Annotated in this window: 21 protein-coding genes and 1 pseudogene; 11 read left to right on the top strand and 11 right to left on the bottom strand. The window is 35.1% G+C overall.

The window, feature by feature from the left end; genetic code table 11:
- Nucleotides 1-56: 56 nt before the first annotated feature.
- The 4 genes from H2677_RS06060 (at nt 57) to H2677_RS06045 (ending at nt 5,704) form a co-directional block, all read left to right on the top strand.
- Complete coding sequence (locus H2677_RS06060; protein ID WP_212639372.1) at nt 57-719, top strand: response regulator transcription factor; 663 nt, start codon at nt 57-59, stop codon at nt 717-719.
- Between the two features lie 11 nt (nt 720-730).
- Entirely contained in the window at nt 731-2,008 is a 1,278-nt protein-coding gene (locus H2677_RS06055; protein WP_212639371.1) for a sensor histidine kinase, read from the top strand.
- A gap of 7 nt (nt 2,009-2,015) precedes the next feature.
- Complete coding sequence (locus H2677_RS06050; RefSeq protein ID WP_228301667.1) at nt 2,016-3,146, top strand: tetratricopeptide repeat-containing glycosyltransferase; 1,131 nt, start codon at nt 2,016-2,018, stop codon at nt 3,144-3,146.
- 71 nt (nt 3,147-3,217) lie between these two features.
- On the top strand, nt 3,218-5,704 hold the full coding sequence (locus H2677_RS06045) for a TonB-dependent receptor (protein WP_228301666.1): 2,487 nt from the start codon (nt 3,218-3,220) through the stop codon (nt 5,702-5,704).
- Nucleotides 5,705-5,876: 172 nt separating this feature from the next.
- On the opposite strand, the gene H2677_RS06040 is transcribed toward H2677_RS06045, so the two are convergent.
- The 3 genes from H2677_RS06040 to H2677_RS16000 are packed head-to-tail and all read right to left on the bottom strand — an operon-like array spanning nt 5,877 to nt 9,735.
- Entirely contained in the window at nt 5,877-7,403 is a 1,527-nt protein-coding gene (locus tag H2677_RS06040) for a DUF6035 family protein (protein WP_212639370.1), read from the bottom strand.
- A gap of 41 nt (nt 7,404-7,444) precedes the next feature.
- On the bottom strand, nt 7,445-9,262 hold the full coding sequence (locus tag H2677_RS06035; protein WP_235702181.1) for a type III restriction-modification system endonuclease: 1,818 nt from the start codon (nt 9,260-9,262) through the stop codon (nt 7,445-7,447).
- Nucleotides 9,259-9,735, bottom strand: a complete 477-nt coding sequence (locus H2677_RS16000) for a hypothetical protein (RefSeq protein ID WP_228301665.1) — start codon at nt 9,733-9,735, stop codon at nt 9,259-9,261. The genes H2677_RS06035 and H2677_RS16000 overlap by 4 nt, the downstream gene beginning before the upstream one ends.
- Nucleotides 9,736-9,788: 53 nt before the next feature.
- On the opposite strand from H2677_RS16000, the gene H2677_RS06030 reads away from it, so the two are divergent.
- From H2677_RS06030 to H2677_RS06020, 3 genes and pseudogenes are all read left to right on the top strand, one after another.
- Entirely contained in the window at nt 9,789-10,358 is a 570-nt protein-coding gene (locus H2677_RS06030) for a plasmid partitioning protein RepB C-terminal domain-containing protein (protein ID WP_235702180.1), read from the top strand.
- Nucleotides 10,359-10,729: 371 nt separating this feature from the next.
- Complete coding sequence (locus H2677_RS06025; protein ID WP_212639368.1) at nt 10,730-11,746, top strand: alpha/beta fold hydrolase; 1,017 nt, start codon at nt 10,730-10,732, stop codon at nt 11,744-11,746.
- A 72-nt stretch (nt 11,747-11,818) separates the two neighbouring features.
- Nucleotides 11,819-12,751 (top strand): annotated as a pseudogene (locus H2677_RS06020) (IS5 family transposase).
- Between the two features lie 229 nt (nt 12,752-12,980).
- Here H2677_RS06020 and H2677_RS06015 read toward each other — a convergent pair.
- The 7 genes from H2677_RS06015 to H2677_RS05985 all read right to left on the bottom strand — a co-directional run bounded on the left by H2677_RS06015 (nt 12,981) and on the right by H2677_RS05985 (nt 18,785).
- Nucleotides 12,981-14,813: a hypothetical protein gene (locus H2677_RS06015; RefSeq protein ID WP_212639367.1), complete on the bottom strand. Its 1,833-nt coding sequence runs from the start codon at nt 14,811-14,813 to the stop codon at nt 12,981-12,983.
- A 118-nt stretch (nt 14,814-14,931) separates the two neighbouring features.
- On the bottom strand, nt 14,932-16,104 hold the full coding sequence (locus tag H2677_RS06010) for a helix-turn-helix transcriptional regulator (RefSeq protein ID WP_212639366.1): 1,173 nt from the start codon (nt 16,102-16,104) through the stop codon (nt 14,932-14,934).
- A 182-nt stretch (nt 16,105-16,286) separates the two neighbouring features.
- The gene (locus H2677_RS06005) at nt 16,287-16,457 is read right to left on the bottom strand and encodes a M48 metallopeptidase family protein (protein WP_212639365.1); all 171 of its coding nucleotides are present in this window, start codon (nt 16,455-16,457) and stop codon (nt 16,287-16,289) included.
- Between the two features lie 81 nt (nt 16,458-16,538).
- Complete coding sequence (locus H2677_RS06000; protein WP_212639364.1) at nt 16,539-16,790, bottom strand: hypothetical protein; 252 nt, start codon at nt 16,788-16,790, stop codon at nt 16,539-16,541.
- A 122-nt stretch (nt 16,791-16,912) separates the two neighbouring features.
- Nucleotides 16,913-17,296 (bottom strand): hypothetical protein, encoded by a 384-nt coding sequence (locus H2677_RS05995; protein WP_212639363.1) that lies wholly within the window; start codon nt 17,294-17,296, stop codon nt 16,913-16,915.
- A 24-nt stretch (nt 17,297-17,320) separates the two neighbouring features.
- Nucleotides 17,321-18,085 carry a hypothetical protein gene (locus H2677_RS05990; protein WP_212639362.1) on the bottom strand — a complete coding sequence of 255 codons (765 nt, stop codon included), beginning with the start codon at nt 18,083-18,085 and terminating at the stop codon, nt 17,321-17,323.
- Between the two features lie 91 nt (nt 18,086-18,176).
- Nucleotides 18,177-18,785: a sortase family protein gene (locus tag H2677_RS05985; RefSeq protein WP_004912918.1), complete on the bottom strand. Its 609-nt coding sequence runs from the start codon at nt 18,783-18,785 to the stop codon at nt 18,177-18,179.
- 846 nt (nt 18,786-19,631) lie between these two features.
- Between H2677_RS05985 and H2677_RS05980 the strand changes: the two genes are divergently transcribed.
- From H2677_RS05980 to H2677_RS05970, 3 genes are all read left to right on the top strand, one after another.
- Nucleotides 19,632-19,985, top strand: coding sequence for an antitoxin Xre/MbcA/ParS toxin-binding domain-containing protein (locus tag H2677_RS05980; protein WP_126132390.1), 354 nt, complete (start codon nt 19,632-19,634; stop codon nt 19,983-19,985).
- 481 nt (nt 19,986-20,466) lie between these two features.
- Complete coding sequence (locus H2677_RS05975; protein WP_212639361.1) at nt 20,467-20,814, top strand: hypothetical protein; 348 nt, start codon at nt 20,467-20,469, stop codon at nt 20,812-20,814.
- Nucleotides 20,798-21,652, top strand: a complete 855-nt coding sequence (locus tag H2677_RS05970; RefSeq protein WP_212639360.1) for a hypothetical protein — start codon at nt 20,798-20,800, stop codon at nt 21,650-21,652. Before H2677_RS05975 ends, H2677_RS05970 begins: the two co-directional genes overlap by 17 nt.
- A gap of 151 nt (nt 21,653-21,803) precedes the next feature.
- On the opposite strand, the gene H2677_RS05965 is transcribed toward H2677_RS05970, so the two are convergent.
- Nucleotides 21,804-22,751 carry a MobA/MobL family protein gene (locus tag H2677_RS05965; protein WP_212639359.1) on the bottom strand — a complete coding sequence of 316 codons (948 nt, stop codon included), beginning with the start codon at nt 22,749-22,751 and terminating at the stop codon, nt 21,804-21,806.
- A 500-nt stretch (nt 22,752-23,251) separates the two neighbouring features.
- Between H2677_RS05965 and H2677_RS05960 the strand changes: the two genes are divergently transcribed.
- Nucleotides 23,252-23,959, top strand: coding sequence for a hypothetical protein (locus tag H2677_RS05960; protein WP_212639358.1), 708 nt, complete (start codon nt 23,252-23,254; stop codon nt 23,957-23,959).
- The last annotated feature ends 91 nt before the right edge of the window (nt 23,960-24,050 follow it).

Raw genomic sequence — 24,050 nt, 5'->3', positions numbered from 1 at the left:
TAACTTTTGATAAATCGATATGATCATAGCAGGACCACCACGATAAGGTCAGTATCATGACAGATCAAATGTTAACTCTACCTGTTCCTGTGCTCATTATTGAAGATGAACCGATTATTCAGGAACGTCTGAAAAACCTGCTGATCTCTATTGGCTATCAATCTCAAAATCTATTTTTTGCAGATACCTTACATCAAGCGTTGACATTGATTAAAAAAGAAAAATTTGAATTTGCTTTAGTCGATTTAGGTTTACCTGATGGAAACGGAACAAAATTTATTGATAAATTTCGACAGCAACATGCTACTGCTCCTATCTTGGTCATTTCTGCATGGAGCACACGAGAAGCCATTCTTAAAGCTATTCAAGCTGGTGCAACAGGCTATTTACTTAAAGAGCGTGATGATTTTGAAGTCAGTTTGTCGATAAAACAATTGCTCAAAGGTGCTACTCCGATTGACCCTTTTATGGCACAACTCATTTTATCAACGGTAATCAAAAAGCCCCAACCTCTAGGCAATTCGACTGAAACACTTACTCAGCGTGAGCTAGAAATTTTGGAATATGTCGTACAGGGCATGAACAATCAGGATATTGCAACAGCATTAGGTCTTTCACGGCATACCATCGAATCACATTTACGCAATATCTATGGCAAACTTGCGGTTAATAGTCGTTCCAAAGCCATCAAAATTGCGCATTCACTCGGTTTATTTTAACGGATGATGCTATGGATAATTATCCTAATCATCAATTTATTCTCTTGATTCCAATTTTCTTAATCGGCTTGAGTTTAATTACTACTTTTTTTTGGACCAAGCAACGTCAATGTTTATCGGTTCTTTGGCTTGGTTTTGCCCTGTTTTCAGCAGGAAGTGTGCTACTTACACAAAGTTTAATTATTCCAACTCATTTTCATCAGTGGTCTATGTTGCTCGGCTTTATGTATGTGTTTACATTTATTGCATTAGTACAATCGATTAGCCTGCGATTGAAGCGACAAATCTCATGGACACTTTGCCTATTCACGCTTGTATTGATGGAAGTAGGTCTATTTTATTATTCCTTTATGGAAAATAATCTCGATAGACGTGTGGTTTTAGTTGGACTTGCTACGGCATTAGTTTTCTCTCATCAATTACCGACAATCTTAAAATTAAAACCACAGCATCCAATTGATCAATGGTTAAGACTTACATTTATTATGGTCTGTACACTGATGATCACTAAAGCAATTTTAAACTTAAAATTTTTATTCAATGCCAATTTTGATCATTATTTTACCCATAACTCTAGTTGGTTTATTTTACAATTTTTTGTGCTCATGTTTTCTATAATTTTTTCAGCACTCATTATCGCCAGTAACGTAAAAGATGTTTTTAAAGTACAACAGTTGGAAATAGAAAATACCAAACTACAAGAACGTTTGCATTTGTCGCAAGACATGCACAACACATTAGGGCATTCCTTAGCCCAGTCGATGAATATAATTTCAAATAGTAAAAAAAACCTAAACAATCAACAAATTTTGTCTATGTTAAAAATATTTCGTGATGATCTACGTCAGGTGATTGACAGTAGTTCTAGCTTAGGAGCGACTCCACCTTCAACACCAATATTATGGGGTGCGCCTCTACGTCATCGATTCAGCCAAATATTAGACGAACTGGGCATTCATTCTGAATGGATCTTTGCAGCAGAATGGTTAACTCCTCCCACACAATTAGAATGCCTAACACTTCAACGAGTAGCAGAAGAAGCTCTGAATAATATTATAAAACATAGCCATGCAACACATGTGATTGTTAAATTGTATTTTTCAGCATCACAACACTTAATTCTAGAAATTGAAGATAACGGCATTGGATTTGATATTGATATCCTTAAAGTAACAAATATTAGTGTGGGTTTAAATAATATGCGGTTACGCACAGAAAAAATTCAAGCACAGATGAATATCAATTCCCAATCAGGTAAGACGCTCATCAGCGTTATTAAGTCAATTTAAGAAGAAGATGAACACATCACTCATGACCACAGATCACAATACCGCGACTCCTCATATTCGTTTGAATATGATCGTTAAAAACGAAGCAAATGCTATTTTAAGATGTTTAGAATCAGTCAAACCCTACATAGATTCTTGGGTTATTGTCGATACAGGCTCTACTGATGGCACACAAACAATTATTCAGAACTATATGCAAGCCATACCCGGTCAGTTATTTGAACGTCCATGGAAAAATTTTGGACATAATCGTACCGAAGCGTTACAACTGGCTCTCACCGACACCTTACCTCATGCAGATTATCTTCTTTTTATTGATGCAGATGAAACATTAATGATTGATCATGGTGTCAGTTTGGGAAATTTGAACGAGTTAGCTTATTACTTTACCTTTTTACACGGGAGCTTAAGTTATCAACGTAATGCTTTGGTTTCTACCAAATTGAACTGGTACTGGAAAGGAGTCCTACACGAGTATTTAGATTCACCTACCCCACACCAATGGCATCAGATTTCAGGAATTTATGTGATTTCACGGCATGATGAAGGAGCACGAGGCAAAGACCCTAAGACTTATCTAAAAGATATTGAACTTTTAAAACAAGGTTTAAATGATGAACCTGACAATTTGCGCTATCAATTTTATTTAGCCCAAAGCTACCGTGATGCTGAACTATTTGAGTTAGCCTATCAAACCTACCACCAACGTGCCCAATCAGGTGGATGGGAAGAAGAACGCTGGGTTGCTCAATTATGGGCAGCACGAATGGCGCAACGCTTAAATTTTCCAGCTGAACAGGTGTTCACCGCTTATTTGCAAACATGGATTGTACGGCAACGACGAGCAGAGCCATTATATGAATTGGCACGCTATTATCGACTGAATAAAATGTATGATTTAGCGTGTTATTTCGCGATGCAAGCGATTGCGATTCCGCAACCTGATGATATTTTATTTGTTGAAGCGGATGTATATCAATGGCGGGCATTAGACGAACTCAGTGTTTCTGCCACCTATTGTCCTGTCTATAAAGAAGCGGGAGATAAAGCCATGTTAAAACTGATTGAACAACAAAAATTTCCAGATTCGCATAAAGATAGAATTATCGAAAATTCAAGACTTTATTTTAAATCATGATTACTATATGTTTGCTTCGTAGGGACACAGCAAACCTACTGTGCTAACACAGTCTATTTTATGTAACTGTAATGAATGTGTCTCCTTGGAATCACCATGATAATCAACACAATGAGGGAAATATGCAAGACCATCTATTGCTTAAACATACAATAAACAAAGTTTCTAGGTCTTTCATACTTAACAGTTTAACTTTTGCGATTGCCGCTATTTCACATTGTGTTTATGCACAAGATGTCGCACCAAACTTAGCGATATCAACAACTGAAAGATCACCTGAAAAAACTACTGCAAATGATCTTTCAAAACTTGAGACGATTGTAGTTAACGTGCGTCGTCGCGCAGAAGAAGAACAAAAAGTCCCTGCAACCGTTACGGTAATTAAAGGCAATGAGCTTGAAGAAGCAAAAATTTATCAAGTACAAGACTTGCAACAGCTCTTAACTAATTTTACCTCCCAGTTTATTCATGCACGACAATCAAGTGTAGCGATTCGAGGTATAGGGAATAATACTTCCAACGAAGGATTGGAAAGCAGTGTCGGTATTTATTTGGATAATGTCTATTTAGGCCTTCCAGGACAAGCTGTTTTTGATCTACTCGATATTGAACAAATTGATTTATTGCGTGGCCCACAAGGCACTCTATTTGGAAAAAATACAACTGCTGGCGTATTGAACATTAGTTCTAAAAAACCCGTATTTCATCCAGAAAAACGAGTCGAGCTTTCCATGGGTGAACGAGGTTACCATCAGGTTAAAGCTATGCTTAATCAGCCAATGTCAGACGATGTCGCCGTTCGTCTTTCAGCCTATACTACTCACGATGATGGTTGGGTGAAAAACACTTATACAGGCAAAGATCTTAATGAGATTAATCGATCTGGCTTACGTGGACAGTTATTATACCAGCCAGATGATCAACTGAGTCTACGTGTGATTGCTGAGCATAATCAAGAAGATTCAAGTACTGGCTCTCTCATTCCCTACAGTTTCGGGCCGTGGAATCCAACTGGGAATGCAAAAAGTTATTTACCTTTTGGTGTGCCAGGTTCCAATGCAACAACTTATGCTGATAGAGTTACGCTGTTGGGGGCAAAAAATATTAAACGTAGTCCTAAGGATTTCGCAGTCGATTTTGATGCTGCTCAGCAATCAAAAATCAAGCAAAGTGCTGTCTCAGCTGAATTAAACTGGCAATTTGAGAATGGTTTAAAATTGACATCTATCACAGCTTGGCGTGACTGGAATTTCAAACCTAAAAATGACCTAGATTTCACACGCCTAAATGGTGTTACTGGTGGTTTTAATGTAGATCAAAACCAGTTTTCACAAGAAGTTCGCCTGACCTCACCTACAAGCCAAATATTCGATTACGTTCTTGGTGCATATTATTATTATCAAGACATTAACAATCACAATTCCTATAAGACAGGCACTCATGCTCTTGCTGCTACTACCTCATTACCCAATAATGCATATCTTTCTGGGTTAGGCCATTCTAAAACAGATAGCTATGCCATTTTTGGGCAATCTACATGGCATGTGATGCCAAAATTTGATTTAACCACAGGTCTTCGATTTACTTCTGAAAGAAAATCGGGTCAAATACAACAGGCGAATATTCAACCCATTATTTACTCAGTTTTAAGTCCCCTCTTTAGGACCTATGATACTGGTCATCTACACAGATCAGATCATAGTTTGGCGGGTTTAATCACTGCAAGTTATCAGTTTAATTCTGACATTCTCAGCTATGTCACTGTATCTACTGGTGAGAAATCAGGTGGATATAACCTAAATAGCGTAGCTACTCCAGCAGCTGTTCTAGGAAATTCAGCCTTAAATGTTAATCCAGAAAAAGTCAGAAATATTGAAATTGGTCTAAAAAACTCGTTGTTAGATAATCGTTTGTTTATCAACATTAATGGATTTTTGACCAAAGTTAAAGATTATCAATCTGTTACCACAATCGCCATTGATAATCAGTACCTTAATTTATTGACAAATGTCGGTGATTTAACCAGTAAAGGTATAGAGTTGGAGTTAAAGGCTCAATTAAATCGCCAGTTTTCAGTGAATTTTAATACAGCTTACACTGATGCTAAGTTTGACTCAGGGACTGCACCCACACCATTTGAAACTTTTAATGGTGTAGGTGGAACTACTGACAGTGGTTATGGGAAAGGTTCGCGAGATATTTCAGGCAATCATGTCAATGGCGCACCACGTTGGACAGCCCATCTTGCACTTCAACATCAACATGAAGTATTTGCAAATGCAGAGCATTATAGTTTAATTAATTATAGTTGGCGTTCAGAGACCTATGCCGATGCCAATAACTCTATATATTCAAAAATACCGAGCTATGGGGTATTAAATCTTGTTTCTGGCTTACGCTTTCCGCAGGGTGATAATACAATTGACGTGTCCATTTGGGCGAAAAACATTCTCGATGAACACTATTTCTTAGGATTGGTTAATTCGGGGAATGGCGGATACACGGCGTCTGCTGCAGAACCACGTACAATTGGCGCTAGTTTAAAGTACAGTTTTTAAAGTTACATCTATCAAGCTATCAATAAAGGCTTATTCATTTACAAAAATGTCAATCGGATAAGCCTTTAATTATAAATACTTTTAGAACTTCATACGGCTTTGTTGCACAAACCTATTCATAACGGCTTCTTCAGCAATATAATTTCCAGATGAAGAAGCCTGCACCTAAAATCTACCGTACAACCAATTGGTCCTCGTATACTCCATCAATTGGTATTTGAGGATAAGGCTCACTACTTTCACCCCAAAAAATTAAACGTCCTTCAAACTCGGGGACTAAGAATTCAATAAATAGATTTAGATCATGCTTATATATCTTAGTTTCTTCAGGCTGTTGGGTATATTTTTTATAACGTTCTTTCCATTTACCCGAGCTATCTCTCTCGTTCAATAAATTGGGTTTACCAGTTACTTTTAAAGTAAGCATGAAATGCTTTATGTAAGCGGGATGATGCTCCATTAAGTTATGAGCAACACTTACCATTTCATTAATATTATTACCTACAGCATAACCAAATTTTGCACTCAAAATTGAGTTAATTACTGTTTTATAGGGTGCATGTAAGAGATATTTAGGAGTACTAATACCCATTAGCTCAAGCTCTTCGCGAATAGAGAACCACTGAAAGTTGAATTGACTATCGGTAAGATAATGAGTTTTTATCCATAACTCAGTAAACTCTGTCAATAATTCAGATTTAGTCTTTGATGGAACTTTAGGTTCAAGATCTATTTGTTCCAGTGACTCAAGGTATTTTTTAACTTTTAGCTTATCTTTTTGATTATTACTTTCTTGTAAATAGTTTCGTTGTAAGCCTAATTTTTGCTTTAGCTTTCGATATTCTGCTTCATAATCAAAAAAGTATATTTGCTTTGTAGACTTATTATGAACCAAACTCTGGAATTCAACTAATTCAGTATTCCACTTATTAATGATCTGATTATTCTGAATTTCAGGCTTCAGATAATGGCACTCTAATGTAAAGACTTTTGTTTTAATAGACTGAGCAACTGTAGAAGCATTCACTACGAAAGCATTTGCATTGTTGTTGTAGTAAATATCTTGGATTGACTGCTTTTTTGCTTTTTCAGTTGGCTCAAAATGATTGAAAATCCATAGTAAACAAGCATTGTTATCCTGATAGAAAATCTTACGATCAATGATTACATTTAAAAAAGTTGTAGAAAGTTGCCCCTCAAAAACAACTAATTGCTTCTTGTAAAATGCTGATACATCTGGTCTCCGCCATTGCTTTAGGTCAATGCTTTTACGAACTTGCTCAATATGAATGTCACTAAAGGACTTATCCACTTGAAGGCTCTTGTAAATATTGTCTTTCAACAATTTATGTTGCTGAGTTTCTTTGGCAATTTGATACTTTAAAACAGTTTTTTCTTCATCTGATAGCTGTTTAATATGCTTTACAGGACACTTGAAGTTTGGATTATTTTCTAGCTCAGGAATATGTCTAAAAAAGAATGTTGCCGAAGCATTGAACTGCATGTGATCTGCACGTCTAGCAAGAGTTACAGGTGATTGACACCAAGAGCAAGTGAAATGAGGATCAGTTTTATCGCGTTGATATCGTTCCCTTATTTGTGTGCGCCATTGGGTAAGCTCCATTTCAGATTGTTGAAAGAATACATCAACATCAATCCACATATTTTGATCTGTATCAATGATATGAACTAACTTCATGTATTCCCTCTAGTTATTATAAAATCAACTCTACTATAATCTCAGTTCAACTGTTCACCAATGGCATTTTGAATAATTTCAATCACTTTTGTACTTTCAAATTGAGTTTTGAAAATAACTTCAACATCATCTCTTACATTCTTAAATAAAAGTTCAGCATGTTTAATCTTGCGCTGCTCTTCTTCAGATAACGTATAACTGGCTTTATCCTTCGTCTCAATTAGTAAATTCAAAGTTTTCTTTCCACTTTCGAATTCAACAATATATGCAAAGTCTGGTGAATAAGTTCCACCACCTGCTATAGGAATACGAATGGAGTTCTTGGGAATCTTAGTGAATACAGATACTTCAGAAACTTTTTCACAGATATTTTCTTTTTCAAGTGGTGAGTCGTAAAATAGCTCATTAAATAAATAATTATCCGCAATATTTAAAGTTTCACTTATCCGACCTAGATTCGCACTTTCAATCTCCTCTAAAGGTTTGCCCTGTTCATCTGTAAACACAGTTGGATGCACAGTATTAGAAACATCAGTTAAACCGATCTGATAACTATGAAAAGATTGCTTAAGTAAATAGTCATTAAATCCACTACGAATTGAGCGAATCGTACTTTGGCTTAAATATTGATTTATATTCAAATGTTTTTCTTTATTTTGTAATAACTCAATAAAAACTTGATACAATGTATTACGATTAACTTTCAGAGAAATTGCTAACTCATGCAAAAACTCGCCGTAATTCATTGTCTGAATTGGTAAAATTTCTTCATGTATAGAACGTTCGATCTGCTGTGAAGCTAAATTATTTTCGATGATTAAAGTATGCTTTTTAGTAAAACTTCCTGACTTTTTAAAGCTATCTAAATTAGCCTCAAAGTAGCCCTTGAGCAAAACATGGAATTGCTTTTCTGAATCAATTTTATATTCCAAGATCACTTTACGGTTAAGGGTTTCCCACAACTCTTTTAGCTCATCATACTTAGCAATACGCATAGTTGCTTTCTGCTTCTTATCTCCAGCATTACGTACTTTATTTGCCTTTAAGCCTTGAGCAAAAACTAAAGGAAACTCCTGTTTTAACTTCACTAAACCGCCTTCCTTGAAATCATTATTTCGTTTAATGCAATCAAGTTCATCTAAGTACTCTAATAGAGCTTCTTCACCGTTAAACTTATTTGAATATTTATCCAAAATTTGAGCAATTAGCTCATCAGTTAGTTTAGCTTCAACAAATGCAACCAGCGATTTACTATTGATATCATCAATCAATTCTTTGACAAAATCTTTTTCAGTAAAATCAACATAATAATGCAATTGAAAGTTTTCATTTTTAACACGCTGCATAAACTCATTTACTGGTAAACGCAAGCCACGACCCACTTCCTGCAACTTACTCGTTTTACCACCACTGGAACGCAATTTACAAATCTGGAATACATTCGGATTGTCCCAACCTTCACGTAGTGTCCATTTTGAAAAAATGAAACGACGGGGATTACTTAAACTGAGTAAAGTTTCTTTATCATGCAAAATTTCTTCAATCTCTTTCTCGATTTTTTCATCCTTCTCTGAGTTATCTTGAGAAAAATATCCACCGTGTGATTGAGAAATATCTTTCAAAGTATTCTCTAAATATTCTCGATAAGCTTGATGTTTTTCAGTTTTCAAAAGCTGAGTAACGTGTTGTCTGATTTCAGCTTCAATAAATAAAGTTAAGGTACCTTTTTCACCGTCTTTACCTCGATAGCTTTCAATATTGTCAATAAAGAATAGGCTTAAAGGTTTAATCCGAGCAGAAAAACGAGTTAGTAAATCCTTTTCCATTTCAAAATGATTCTTTATGGCTTTACGAATCATCTTTTCCTGTAACGTTTCATTGTAGGAATATGGATCAATAACATCCTTTTTTTAAGCTCTAATCCATTAGATAAAACCACGGTAGTTTTATTTAAGTTATCAATGGTTAAACTACCAAAGTTTTGATCAACCTTACTTAAAGATTCATTTTTTAGTAAATGAACATTTTTGGTAACTTTACCTCTTTTGACTTGGAAAATTGCCTCTTCGTTCTTCTTATTACTCGTATCAATCTCTAAGAGTTTGATCAATGTGTCTTTCGCACCCTCAAACTCTTCAATATATGCCACAACTCCTTTGACCAAATCTTGGTTAAAAGCATCTACGGCAGTTAATTGATATATGAGATTATAATAATCATCAATAAAGGTTGCCCCATAACGAAATATAAACTGTCCTCCTAACTTTTGAATATTCCCCCAAGTCTTTTGTGCAGTTGGAAAGCAAGGATTTAGGTTTTTCAGAAATTCCATGCATACTTTCTTCAGATGATGAGAACTATACTTATAATAAAAAGATCAATCGCTTGGCTACCATTCAAGAACATTTCATGATACGACAAGCAATTGACCAAGGTGTGGACGAAGAGCGCCTTGCATCAGCATTAAATATAGATATCAAATCAATTAGATCAAAAATCAATCTTCAAAATGGAATTTGTCCTGAAGTTATTGAATTGTTAAAAGATCGTGAATTATCTCCAAATGTCTTTTCTTTGCTAAAAAAAATGAAGTCCGTAAGACAAATAGAATGTGCAGAACTTATGACAACATTAAACAACTTAACAGTTCCCTATGCGAAAGCTTTATTAATGACAACTCCACCAAATATGCTGGTTGATTCAAAAAAAATATCAAAAAAAACTAGTAACTCTTTTGAGGCTATCAGAAAGATTGAAATCGATTCTGCAAATATGCACCTTCACATAAAACTTCTAGAACAGAACTATGCACAGGATACTTTGAACTCAGTTCTAGCAACGGGTTATTTAAAAAAGTTGTTAGGAAACAATAATATAAAAAATTATTTAGAGAAAAATCACACTGAGATTTTCTCTGAGTTTGAATCAATTTTAAAATCTAATGTATTTTCATAATTGATGAACGGATTTATTCACACCATGATTAAATCTAGCAATCGATACTCTAGACTCTTAATTTAATTATTGAATTTTTGATAAAAAGGCATCAAAAGATGCCATTTTTCAATTAATAGAATCCTTAGATTTTGCTAGTGACCAGACCAAATTAAATAATGATCATATTAGCCACTCATGTGAGTCAAATTGTCATTGCCTTTACTTAATCACTTTAATAATTTGGGACAGGATTTTTTTAAGCACGTATTTTGTTGAATTAATTCAAAACCGTCTTTCCCATGTGTTGTATTTTATAGTGTTATTTGATTATGCAACTAAACACAAGACTATGAATTAATTTAGCAATAATAAATTGGGATAATAAAACCATGGATAAAAACGAATTAAATTCTGTTTTGAATCATCCCTTCATAGATGTTGAAGAACTACGTAGACAATGGGGAGTGTCAGATCCTTGGCATTCAACAGGTAAATTCGAGCCATTACAAGTATTTGCTGGTAAGTTTTTGTATCGCAACACCCTATACAATGAAAGTCGACTATATGGATTTAAACTTCACCATCATCAAATTGACGGTTTTAAACTACATTGGTTAAGTAATAAAAAAAAAATGAAATCTAAGGGTTCAATACTCTTAATTCATGGACTAAGTGCTGATAAATCTCATTGGGTTCGATTCGCTCGTTACCTCGCAAAAGACTATCACGTTATCATTCCAGATTTACCTGCTCATGGTCAGACGGGTTATTTATTAGATGCTGATTATAGTGTGGAGAGACAGGCTCAACGCATGATAGACTTATTGGACTATCTAGGTATAGACCAAGTCAATTTACTAGGAAACTCAATGGGAGGTTTTATAAGTATTTGTATGGCTCATAAGTGGGCTAATAGAATAGCTAGTTTAGGACTTTTAAATTCAGCGGGGTTAAAACCCAGAACACATAGTGAACTAGAAGCTGCTTTTCATGGAGGTAAAAATCCATTTATTATTAAGTCAGTTTCAGACTTCAATAACTTATTGTCATTAGCTACCTCAAAGCAGCAATGGATGCCATACTCTGTTAGATTAATGCTTGCAAAGCAATTAGCTGATCGACGAGAACGATTATTTAGATTATCTTTACAAGTAATGCAAGAAATAAGTGAATTTAATTGCATTGAAAAAAGTAAAGATGCTTTTAAAATGCCCACACTTGTAATTTGGGGCGAGGAAGACAAATTACTTGATGTTGATATGTTAGATCATTTTATTGAACTTATTCCACATGCTCATTTCGTTAAATTACCAAATATTGGACATATGCCAATGCTTGAATGTCCAAAGATAGCTGCTCAACATTATAAAAAATTTACGGATACCTTATTTGCTACCAAATCATAATCAACTTTATAGTCGCTTGGCTTTATTGCACAAAGCTATTCTTGAAGGCTTCTTCAGTAATATAATTTCCAGATGAAGAAGTCTGCCCCTAAAATCTACCGTACCACCAATTGGTCCTCTTATAACCAAGCTTTAATCAAGCGAGGAAATATTTCAATCTGGTTTGATCCTAAGACCCAATGGTATGCACAGCCACAAGGCAAACACGGATGAAATCAAACTTATTCCGATACAGCGATTCAATGCTGTTTAATGATCAAATCTCTATTCCGTCTTTCTTTACGTATGGTCACTGGCTTTGTTCAAAGTCTCATTAAACTCTGTAATTTGAATTGGACAGCACCAGATTACTCCACCCTCTGTAGACGACAAAAGAATATTGATATTACGATAAGCTATCAGAAAAGTCGTGATGGGTTACACCTACTCGTCGACTCTACAGGGTTAAAATTTTTAGGTAAAGGCGAATGGAAGCGTAAGAAACATCAGCCTGAATATCGTCTCCAATGGCGCAAACTTCATATTGGTATAGATGCTAAGACCCTTCAAATACGAGCAGTTCAGCTCACAACAAACAATGTGAGTGATTCACAGATGCTTGGTGATTTGCTTAAACAAATTCCGTTGGATGAACGAATTGATTTAGTCTATATAGATGGTGCTTATGACACAAAGCACTGCCGACAAGTCATTTTAGATCAAGATGCACATGCAGTCATTCCACCTAGGAAGAATGCAAAGCTTTGGGAAGATAAGAAATTGATATCTTTAGAGAGGAATAAATTATTAAAGACAGTCAAACGGCTAGTTAGGTCACTTTGAAAAAAATGGTCTGGTTATCATCGTCGAAGTTTAGTGGAAACCAAAATGCATTGCATCAAATTATTAAGCGATAAATTAACAGCAAGGAGTTTTCCTAGTCAGGTGAATGAGATTCATGCACGTGTAGCAGTTTTGAATAAATTCACAGAATTAGGTCTCCCTCATTCCCAAGTTGTCACTTGAATTTAGCTCAATTAGGGTAGCTTTGTCTTTCAAACCTTTGTGCAATATAACCCAATGATGTGAAACTAAGTAGTAATACTAAAAATAAAATTTGACGTTTCATTTTTCTTCCCTTTGCAAAAATAGGCTAAGGTATAATTCAATAAAATTATAGGATCTGAGAAAAGAATTGATACTCTCAGATTTATGGTTAGAGAGTATCTAATGTTTAAGTAATAAATCTTTTTACTTAATCTTCATTTAAAAAGGTCATCGTCACAAATGTACGGTTATTAGCCCCCCTACTCCAGAAATTGAAAAATGCAGCATCTTTTCCACCATCTGGTCTATTTACTGAACCTCCAGCCCATGAAAATGAAACGGTATTTCCACTTTTAGGACGAATATCATCTGAACCACGGCTACTGACACCAGCACTGATATAATCAAAAATATACCCTTTTGCAGCTGGACGTACGAAATTGACAGTAACTCGTGTTCCATTACTTAGCTGTTTAGGATCACTTGGCGATATACTAGTTACTGAAGCGAACCAGTTATTTTTATTACTTCCTGCTGTGCTATTCGATACAGGAATTGCCATTAAATTCATGGTATAAGGCTTTAAAATATTTCGACCTTGCTCATCAAGTAAAGTGGTGATGCCATTTTCTCCACGTGGAGTAAAAGTAAATTCACTATCAGGTTTGACTAATCCAAAATTAATGCATGGTGATCCTTCTGCTTGTTGATTACATTCACTTAACCAACTTGTAACTTCTACACTGCCATCATCTTTAGTAATTCCCCAGCCTATATATCCACCAACTGGTCTTAAAGTAATTGGACGGTTCAAAGCTGGATGTGTTACCTCAATGGATTTAACTTCTGAAGGTGCATCACTTACACCGATTTCTAATTGTCGTGTAAAAACTTCTTTTGGATTTCCATTTTTATCTGTAGAGATGTGATATTTTTTAGCTGTCAGTGTTCTTGTATTAACAGATTCCAGTACTTGATCAATATAACGTTGATTTCCTTTGTTTTGCCAAAATGTACCTTCTTTAACGAAAACAAAATCTTCATAGCCATAAACAACATTATTATTTGCAATTTGGACTCGTACAGTAAGCTCATTATCATCATTTGCACTCACTAGACGTGGTGCCTGCAATTTAAGTCCCTTATTTTCTGGGTTACTTAAAATATCATCAAAAAATTCATCCAAACTTTGTCCGGCCTGAAGGAATTGATCATCGGCAGCAAAATAACTTTTAATCTGTCCAGTCTGAGGCAAACTATTCTCAAAATGGGATGAGAATAGTGCTAATCGGGCGGAAATACTTTTTAGAGCAGTACCAACCTCTTTAATTTGGCGCAATGGTATAGGTAAAGGGGTGTTATCTGTTGGATTAGAAATATCATCGAATACTTTATTGTTATTAATAACATCCTTGATGACTGCTGTTTGTGTCTCTGAGTCAATAATTACCTGAATTGCATCAAGTAATTCATCCATACCAGTATGATCAGCTACAAATTGAGCACGAGCAAAATCAATATCAATTGGTAAATTTATTTGCTCAAGTACTGCTTGTAAACGATTCGCAAGTACATTATTTGCTGCTGAAAGCTGTCCATCAATCCCTGATTGTTTAACATACTCTTTATATTCACAATTATCAGATTTAAAACCAGCCGCGTTCGCTACAATCAGGTCAGTGTAAGGTGTGATATTTATCGTTCCATTAATATCGCTATGTAATGCAATAGAACAAAAGGTCTGTAATACACCCGAAGCATATCCTTCTGCTTTAAGTATAAATGGAGCTTGCATACCATTTACATCTACAATGTATTCACCCCTTTCACTTATCTCAACAGTCTTAACTTCATTTTTAGCATCAATGATAGTAACTTGACCAATTAATGGTGCACCTGCTGCTACTGTGCCAGAAATATGATTTTGTGTTGGAGAAGGATCAGGATTGTTGGTTGTGTCTTTGGATTGAGTATCATTATCATTGCACCCCACCATTAGAAATGCACTTACCACAGCTGTGTAAAGAACAGAATTTTTCATACTATTTCCATTAGCTATTAATTTTAACTATTATGCTAATGAAGTCACATAAAATAGGCATGTCCTCATTTGAGGATACTTTTTATAATTTTCTGCTTTATGAGATAATTTCTTCTGACTAGGATGCGATGCTATAAGCAATTAAACAATGCATTAATTCTGCTTGTGATCTACATTGCATTTTGATAAAGATATTTTTCAAATAAGTACGTATTGAACTACGTGTTAGTCCCATTTGTTGTTCTATTTGTTTTAAATTTTTTCCATTCACAAACAAATAACATAGCTCTAATTCTCGTTTTGTTAACTTATATTTTTCCTTTATATCTTCATTTAGTAACTGATAGTGAGCTGATCTCTTATCTTTCGTTAATTTGCCTGCATTTTTCTCAAAACCAAGCATCACGAGCGGACGAATACCAAAAAATGACATTTCCTTTTCAGAAACCAACAGACTCGATGTGAATTTTAAATCCGAATTTGATATTGAAAATAGAGTATCTTTACAAGAGTTTAACTGTTGTTGGTTATAACGGAACATTTCTTCAATTTTATATAAATGATCTGATAATTTAACTTGATCATCTCTATGTAGAATTAATTTATTATCTTTAGATTGTATATGATGATTGTCTTTTAGCAGTTGATCAGCGGCCTCATTGTAATGGACTATTTGACCAGACAAATTCAACAAAATGATTGGTTGGCTAAGCTTATCGATTAAATTATATCCAACAATATTTTCTACAGAAAACTCAAATAACTCGCGTTTAACTAACATGATACGTTTCAAATGCGGCATAAGACGATCTAAGAATGCCAACTCTTCAGAATTTAGAGGCTTACGTTGTTCAGAAGTACTAATACTCCAAAATACGCATAACTTTTCATCCCAAAGGAATTCATGGGTAGCAACATATCTTAAATCAATCGGTAATAAGATTTTTTGATATAGATCAGACTTTTGAACGAATTCGTCTGTAACATGTGTATGACATTGATACCACCCTTTTCGATTTGGATCTAAAAACTTGCCCCATCGAGGATCTGCTTCTATGGGATATCGTAAATAATCTAATTCCGCAGCTGCATAATTCTCTAATGGAAAAATGCCCACTCCATTACTATAAGATAGAACATTATAAGTGAAATCTATGGCTTGAATATGTACATACGATACATCTAAGATATCTAAAAGCCTCTTTGAAAAATTGAACCAGCCATGTTTCTCTAAAGTGATATTATAGATGAGGTCACAGAGTTCATTATAGTAATTATCAAGTAATTCCATTTCTTTTATATATCAATATCATCAAGGACTTACATTATTATTTTCTATTCTTATTTTCAAGCACAAAGTAAGTAGATTTAGCTGATGAATTTATACTCAAGTTACTCTAAATTAAGTTTGAGTTGTTTTATCTATAATGACAATTAAAGAAAAATTCACATTTACTAGGCATTCAATACAAATTAGCTAAATAGCCTAGCTGCCATGTTATCTAACAGTTGCTTTCTTGATTTCGAATCTGGCATCACTTGGCTCATAAGCTGATAAAATCGCTCACAATGATTATGTTCAGCTAAATGACAAAGTTCGTGCAGTATCACATAATCAATACATTGAGTAGGTACTTTAACCATATAATGTTGATATCAAATAATTTTAGATTTATTTTGTCTTTGCTTTCTGTACTGTTGCTTTCTTCTTCTAGAGTTATGCTTTCAGCTCTTTGCAACTTTATAGACATAAGCTGGCAGATCATCCCTTTCATCAGGCAAGCCCGTACCTCGTGCAACACGAAGTTTTAAAGGATAGTTCTTATATTCAATCAAATGAAGAAAATAAAAACTACGCTCTTGACGTGTGCTGAACTTTTTATGATACACATTTCTCAGATGAGGGTATCGTTCTCGTATACCGTCATTAGGATGAGTATTTTTAGGTTGTAGGTACTGAAATTTCAGCTTTTTCATATTGCCTCCTAGGTCACATTACCTAGAAGGGGTCCTCTGCGTAGTAGTTCATTGTTTTAAACCTTTAATTTATCGTTGATCCATTGTTTTTAACGAATTCTCTAAGCTGCCAACCCTTCTCTTTATTTAAAATAATAACTGATGGTCGTATCTTTATGATCTCCCCAGCCTGTCGAGATATCCGTCAATTCAACACCATTTTTCTGGTAACTTTTTACTCGGTATAAATAAGTACGTGGTGGAGAAATATCATTGGTTCGTACTTTCTCAATCAGAATGAAAGTCTTGTCATCTAACCATTTTACTCTTAATGGTAATGGATCTTGGCATTGCCCTATTTCTGCATACATTGCGGCATCTTTTCCATTCTTGGAAAAGGACAGGCCTGCACATTCTACATCGGGTAAATCTAAGACTAGTCGTTTACCAACTAAACTTTCTTTTACGCCTGCAAGAGCCAAGTTTGAAAGACTTAAACATAATCCTGCAAATATTAATTTTTTCATTTGAATAGACTCTTAATTTAGTTGTTAAAACACATTGTCAATAAAGCCACACTGTAAGATGTGTTGTGATGGATTTATTGGATTGTCATAAAGGCTAATAAAAGCAATCATGTCATTTGGATCAGATACATCTCTTTTATAGGGCTGGCTATAGATATAAATTTGTTTAGGGATATAGACCTTTTGATTGTGGAAAACCTCTCCATCAAAGACCTTTAAATGTGGATATTGTTGGAAGACTTTGTGGGTCTTGCTTCTGTTTTGATCATCATGCATCGAAGCTTTATCCCACTGCTGTTTAAAGCTTTTCAATTGTTGTCCGCTATAGTGACTAAATTGAATCTTTAATCCATCCTCGATCTTTTGTTTGGTGCTATTAATGTCATCAGCACGATAGATCGCAGTTCTTGCCCCTGCAACACTGACGTGTACTAAGGTTTCAATCCTTTTGATGGGATTGCTTTTGCTGTTGGGTAAATAAACTTCTGTTTCGGGACAATCTTCACAGAAATTTTCATCATCAGGATCATTGATGACGCTGCTCTTTTGTTTGCGGTACTGCTGTTGAAATTGTTGCTGTAATGAGGTGATTCCAGATGGCCATTTCATTTCGTTGCCCATCAAGGCTAAGTGGTTACTCAAGGATTGTTCTTTCTTGGCCCAATCCAGACAAGTTAAGCCCTGCTCTAAGGTGAATGGCTTAGATGTAGACAGGGGTTGAGCCGTCACAGTCTGCATGATCAACAAGGTCATACTGCTGATCAATAGTGATTTAAATCTAAATTTCATTTTAATCATCCTCGCATCTCCTACGGGCTTTGGCTGCCCGCAAGAAGTGCTCGTGTAAAATACTTATTTATTTTTAATCGTTTAACATCAGTTATTGATACTGATCCGCTGATAGTAGCTGACGGATTTCACTGGCCATTTGTGGACTACGCCATGGAAATAGGACTTTTAGGCTGTAATTCGGTTTGAATGGATCTCGTGTGCCAATATTGACTTGAAACTCTCGTTTCATTGGTGTGCGATGAACTTGTTGATTGACATGTGTTCCCATCATTGGATTGCTGATCACAGTGGTCGTGGTTCTAAAGTTATCTTCGACTAAGTTGTAGTGTCCAACGGAAGTGATGTAATCAAAGGGATATTTGACGAGGCGTTGATCTGGCTGATCAAACAGAATAATGGTTTTATCTTGGCTATTAATCCAAACACCACGGTTTTGGTAGTTAAAAGTTTCTCCTTGACGCTTCAGTTGTTCAGTCATCCCGTCAAAGTAGGTATTTCCATATTCATAAAGGTAGTAAAGGATCACAAACCAGAACAGGTCAAAGCCAAAGAAGATGTAACCGAAAGCACCAAAAGAGAAGATTTTGGCAACGATGAGAAAGATCACGATGGGTAAGACCACACATTTTATAAAGAGCTTGGATTTTTGTGGACGGTGTTCAATGGGTATGATTTTGGGTTTGCTTAATTCAGTCATGGTTGTTTCCCGCATGTTCAATGCAATGCACAATCACCAGCAGATATAAAAAGGTTTATTTTATAGGCGTGACTTAGCCATCCACCGTTGGATTGTTCTTGTAAAAATGTTGTTTGAATACAGACGAATAATAAAAATTAGCCGTATCGCCCTCGTTGCAAAGCACAACAAGGTTGAACATGGGGTGAGTCGCAAATTAGAAAAAATTGGTACAGCATGAGAAGCTCCTTGAATCTTAAGAAGTTCTGCCATATCACTGTCAAATAATGGTGGCAGAACAAAAGAGGGTTGACAGACTGGGATCCAAGGAACCAGCACACCCGAAGGTGTCCCCCTTCTGTCCTACCATAAAGATAAAAAGGGGGACGAGAAGGTCCACAAAAAATAGGCAGGCTATTCTCTGTGCTGGATCAACGGTCTGTCAAAACCGACTGGCAATGTAGGCCAGCGAGCCCATATTAATTTTATCCTGCGCTTTAGTCAATTTTACAAAGCGCTAAAATCTAGACAATTAGATTCGCCTCATATAATCGCATTAAGTCTTTGATTTTTCCCATAAGGTCAAATTCGTCCGATCGATCGGCTCATTTTACTTTGATGGATGAGGTTAAAATGGACTGTTGTTCTCTATTAAAATAAAACAATAAAATAAAGAATTAAATCAGGCGCGGCTCAGCTTTTTCATTCGAAGCATTGAGATGAATCAATGCCTAATGAGCTGTTAATGAGAAGATTGAAATTTGCAAAGGCTGATTTAAAGCGAGCAAACTGAAGTTCCCTCTTCTTCAGTTATATGCTGTAAATAAGATAGAATAAATAATCAGCAAAGCTAAGCGGGCGGATTGAATGAACTCTGTTAGTACAGCAACGTTTTTAGCAGAAGCCGTATTTAAAACTGCGAATTTACTCGGTCTTAGTAATACTCAACTGGCTGCTGTGATGGGTCTCGATCTCGCGTCGATGAACCAAATTGAATTCTCAGCTGTATTAGAACCCACATCTGCACATAGTGAAGCTGGATTATTGCTGATACGACTTTATCAAAGTTTATCAGCACTCACGGGCGATGATTCTGAATGGATTGATTATTTTATGAATGCATTCAATACCGCAACCGATGGTGTCCCGATTCAGCAAATTCAAACTAGAAAAGGCTTAGAGAAAGTCTTAACAGTTGTTGAAGCCCTGAACAATCGATAATTTATTCATTTCATTCTTTTAGAGAATCACCTTAGATTTGATGATTTCTTATTTTTTACAGAATCATTGAGAGCTAAAAATTAAATATTAGTCTATACAGCCGTCCGCAAGCACTGTTCAAAACAATATTCCCAGCCGTCAGAAATTAGAAATATCTCCAGCAGAATCAATTAATTAATTAATGTTAAGATATGTAAAAAGATCCAATGCCCGCGTTGACAGCTTAAGCGATACCCAGTTAATCTAGAATCACACAGCAAAATCTGTGTACGGGCGTGAAAACCTGATACAATCTAGGTGCAAATTAATGTCGCACTCGCGGCTATTTTCTTGCCTACTGTTTAGCAGTCGTTATGGCAGCTTGCAGGGCAACCGTAAGGTTGGCTGATCCTAGATTCAGTATTGTCACCCCTGTTTAGCTGCCACCATCATTGTGACAAGTGATGGCGGTAGGTGTTAAAACTTATCTAGGACAACTGCTATGAACGCAATTCTTCATGGTGCAAACTCTTGCACACCCCAAAAACAAGTCTCACAACTGATTGTTGAACTTGGCAAAACTATTTCAAATCCTCAACGTCAAACTTTAGCAAATCTTTATATTGCTGTTGACACCGCAAACTCCTTACTCAAAGAACTTGAACAAGCAAATCAAATCATTCGTGAATGTATGCATGAAATGAATGATGAACAAATTCTTAAAGTTGCAAAGCTCAATCAAAATAACAATTTATCGTCGCTCTGGGCATTTCGTACACATCAACGTCACAAGATGATTGAACGTGCACAACGTGTTCTACGTGGGGCGAATCATGTCCAAGACCAATAAGAATAATCACCTCCTAATTTCTGGAGACTATCCTCTGATTGCTTCGCCAACGCTTGCAAAAGCGTTTGGCGTGGCTGCCGCCAATTTTTTACAGAAGCTGCATTACTTTTTAGAAAATAACGAAGGAAAAACCTTTAATGGAAAAAAGTATTGGTTCCATAGTTATGAACAGTGGCAAACCACGCTCGGTGTATATAGCATCTCAACGATTAAAAGAATTGTGGCCAAATTAAAACAGGCTGGAATTTTAATGATTGAAAAGTTGGCACAGAATAAATGGCTGCAAACCAATTTCTATACGATTAACTATAAGAAACTCAAACAAATCATCAAAGTCGACAGTCAACCAGATCATCAGGCTAAAGTGAAATCACCCATTTCTGCTCCAGTCGCTGCACCAAGATTACAAAAGTCAGCACCAGCACATACTGTTCAACCGAGTGCACTAATCAATTCGATTCAACAGGCATTTCAAAACATCAAGGTTAGATCAAATACATTTGCACCAACATTAAATGTGGCAAAGGAATCCCGTATACGCCCCGACTTTGTCACGCGTGAATCTTATTCAGTAAAAGGATTAAGCCAACCACTCCACACTGCGGCATCCAAGGAAATATTAAATAATATGGATATGGACTACCGCTGCTTTTATCAAGCACTGAGGCAACAACGGGTAGATATTGATTATGATGATCAGCGCATTCAACAACTGTTAAAGTATCAGAAGCGAATTCTTCAACATATTGTATATATCAAACAAAATTTTGCAGGGCATGAGCGTTATCAATGGCACACGCTTGAACAGCTACAAATGGAAAATTATTTAAAGAAATAGGTCAAATTGCGCTAAGACCAATTCAGTTGATCCGTCCATAGAAAATATATAGACAGATCAACTGATTAAATAAAGACTGAAGAAGGAATAATATATTCCATTGAGCTTGCTTGTGAGCAGTCATCATCTTTGGTTTATTAATGAGGATATATTAGAAGTCAAAATTAAAGTTTTTAGATTGATCAAGTTGGGGGCTATTCTGATTTTCCTGTTCACGTTTTTTAGCCAGCGCTAGCTCATAGTCATTTTTATAAAGTTCATACAGATTATTTTGACGAATTTCCCGAATGTTCTTTCTATATTCTGCTACCTTGTCTTGATCTTCTTGATCAGCACTATATAGTAACGACCTCGGTATTTGTGGGACATCTTTTAAATGGGTTCCATGTTTTTTATTATAATCTTTATTAGATAAGCACGATACTGCACTGCTCACTTCGATTTCAATACCATGAATTTCTATAATTTTTGTGGGTGCATATTTTTCTAAAAATTCATTTATTATTTTTTCAGTTTGTGTTCGGTAGTGAAATAATATATTACGACCAAATCCAAGCACATCAGCCGTGATTTTTAATGCACCTCCTTTTTCAGGATTTTTTTGACGATATTGCTTAAAGAACTGCTCTGGGGAACGTTCAATATTATCCAACATACTTTTTTCTGAAAATAATAAATGTAAATGTGGCTGTTTTGACTGTCCATCGAGCGCAGCCACATGATTATGAATTGCGATTGTTGATGGCATTTTATATTGACCACAAAACTCATGCATTAATCTTTCGGATAATTCTATACGGCGATTTTTATCCAGCTCTTTGGGTAAAGCAACTGTAATATGGCATGATGTCCTCCCTCCTTTTCTTTCATATTGATCAGCTGCATACCAAAACTTTTCAGGATGATTTTCAGTCCAAATAGGCATATTATAAGATGCACTATATTCAAGTTCTTCAATGTCACTTTTGTGCTTTGAAAAATATAAAGTACGCGTAATATAGTGATATGCACTTTTTGAGAGTCGATACTTTGAATCACCATCACTCAATTTTATTTGACCATCACCTTTAACGTTGTGACTTAAATGAAAATAATACATTTTTACTTCCGATACTAATTTAACTGGAATTTCGGATCCTACAAAATTTTAAAAATTCATGATTCGTTTCGTGAAGAAAAATAAAAAAAATATTTTTCAATTAAAACGCATGAGCAATACCACGCCCACAATTTCAATTTCTATTATAAAAACAATAATTTAGTTGTGCTTTTTTTATATGTAGAAACAGTAAATTTAAAACATGAGTAACGCATAAATTATATAATAATCAATTACTTAAAACCAAAAGTTCTGCGCAGCACGAGGAGAAGTGTCTTTTAAAGAGAGCGAAGCGAAATTTAAAAGACACGGAAACGAGATATAAAAAATCTTTTTTGCATTCGCAAAAAAGATTTTTTATCTGCCCCACCATTAACAGCCATAAATTAACAGTTAAAACTAACAGAAGAGTAGTTTTTTTTGAAAAACTCAACATATGACGATTTTTTTTAAGACTCTGTGATATACCAACATTTTCTTAAATAAAGATGGTTTTAAAAATGGCTAGAGCTAGATTAACAGTAGATGAAATTATTTTAAGTGTTGAAACATACTTAAAACAAATAGCAAGACGTACTCATTCAGATGAGTCAATACTACAATTGATTCGATCAAAAACTGCAAATCAATTTACAGAAGAAGACATTAAAAATTTGAGGAATAAATATCATAAAGTTTTAGAATTAAATAGATTAGAAGAAGTAATGGACACTATCTGCTCAATCAAAAAGAGTGATCGCTCTGATATTGAAAAGGACATTGTTGATTTTAGTGGATATGAAGACCCTTTCTCTCAGACTGATGAAAGAAGAAAAATCGCATTAAAAATGCTAAGAAACTACAATCGAAGAGTTCCTAATTCAATAAAACAAAAAGCACATAATGAAATCAAAAATTCACTTCAAAGTCCTTACAGACAAGAAAAAAAGAAGATAAAAGATCGAAAGCAAGAGAATCATGAGAAATTTTTTCTTGGAAGTGTGCTTATATCATTTTTTAAATCACAAAATATTGAAATGAATTATCTTGAGAATACACTTAAAATGATAGAGCTTTATCAAACTAAAGATTATTTTAGAAAAGAATTGTTTTCAAAGTCTGAAATTGAACAATTTAAATTTTCAGAGCAAGGTAGGAGCTTTAATATTAAGAAAAATATTATTTTGTCTGACCCAAAAAATCCTTTTTATAACAAATCCATAGATTAAAAGAAAAAGTAGTATACGTTAGCTCATTTAAAATAAATGAGCTAAGTAGCTAACGTTGTTATAATCTATAACTAACAAAAGATTATTTACT

Origin of the sequence: Acinetobacter junii, assembly GCF_018336855.1 — a bacterium.
GTDB classification, from domain to species: Bacteria; Pseudomonadota; Gammaproteobacteria; order Pseudomonadales; family Moraxellaceae; genus Acinetobacter; species Acinetobacter junii.
Note: the sequence above shows the minus strand (reverse complement) of the source record. Positions and strands in the feature narration are given on the sequence as shown.

Bases quoted from the DNA above. Each gene is read 5' to 3' on its own strand.
- H2677_RS06060 (WP_212639372.1), top strand. From the start codon at position 57: ATGACAGATCAAATGTTAACTCTACCTGTTCCTGTGCTCATTATTGAA.
- H2677_RS06055 (WP_212639371.1), top strand. From the start codon at position 731: ATGGATAATTATCCTAATCATCAATTTATTCTCTTGATTCCAATTTTC.
- H2677_RS06050 (WP_228301667.1), top strand. From the start codon at position 2,016: ATGAACACATCACTCATGACCACAGATCACAATACCGCGACTCCTCAT.
- H2677_RS06045 (WP_228301666.1), top strand. From the start codon at position 3,218: ATGAATGTGTCTCCTTGGAATCACCATGATAATCAACACAATGAGGGA.
- H2677_RS06040 (WP_212639370.1), bottom strand. From the start codon at position 7,403: ATGAAGTTAGTTCATATCATTGATACAGATCAAAATATGTGGATTGAT.
- H2677_RS06035 (WP_235702181.1), bottom strand. From the start codon at position 9,262: ATGATTCGTAAAGCCATAAAGAATCATTTTGAAATGGAAAAGGATTTA.
- H2677_RS16000 (WP_228301665.1), bottom strand. From the start codon at position 9,735: ATGGAATTTCTGAAAAACCTAAATCCTTGCTTTCCAACTGCACAAAAG.
- H2677_RS06025 (WP_212639368.1), top strand. From the start codon at position 10,730: ATGGATAAAAACGAATTAAATTCTGTTTTGAATCATCCCTTCATAGAT.
- H2677_RS06015 (WP_212639367.1), bottom strand. From the start codon at position 14,813: ATGAAAAATTCTGTTCTTTACACAGCTGTGGTAAGTGCATTTCTAATG.
- H2677_RS06010 (WP_212639366.1), bottom strand. From the start codon at position 16,104: ATGGAATTACTTGATAATTACTATAATGAACTCTGTGACCTCATCTAT.
- H2677_RS06005 (WP_212639365.1), bottom strand. From the start codon at position 16,457: ATGGTTAAAGTACCTACTCAATGTATTGATTATGTGATACTGCACGAA.
- H2677_RS06000 (WP_212639364.1), bottom strand. From the start codon at position 16,790: ATGAAAAAGCTGAAATTTCAGTACCTACAACCTAAAAATACTCATCCT.
- H2677_RS05995 (WP_212639363.1), bottom strand. From the start codon at position 17,296: ATGAAAAAATTAATATTTGCAGGATTATGTTTAAGTCTTTCAAACTTG.
- H2677_RS05990 (WP_212639362.1), bottom strand. From the start codon at position 18,085: ATGAAATTTAGATTTAAATCACTATTGATCAGCAGTATGACCTTGTTG.
- H2677_RS05985 (WP_004912918.1), bottom strand. From the start codon at position 18,785: ATGACTGAATTAAGCAAACCCAAAATCATACCCATTGAACACCGTCCA.
- H2677_RS05980 (WP_126132390.1), top strand. From the start codon at position 19,632: ATGAACTCTGTTAGTACAGCAACGTTTTTAGCAGAAGCCGTATTTAAA.
- H2677_RS05975 (WP_212639361.1), top strand. From the start codon at position 20,467: ATGAACGCAATTCTTCATGGTGCAAACTCTTGCACACCCCAAAAACAA.
- H2677_RS05970 (WP_212639360.1), top strand. From the start codon at position 20,798: ATGTCCAAGACCAATAAGAATAATCACCTCCTAATTTCTGGAGACTAT.
- H2677_RS05965 (WP_212639359.1), bottom strand. From the start codon at position 22,751: ATGTATTATTTTCATTTAAGTCACAACGTTAAAGGTGATGGTCAAATA.
- H2677_RS05960 (WP_212639358.1), top strand. From the start codon at position 23,252: ATGGCTAGAGCTAGATTAACAGTAGATGAAATTATTTTAAGTGTTGAA.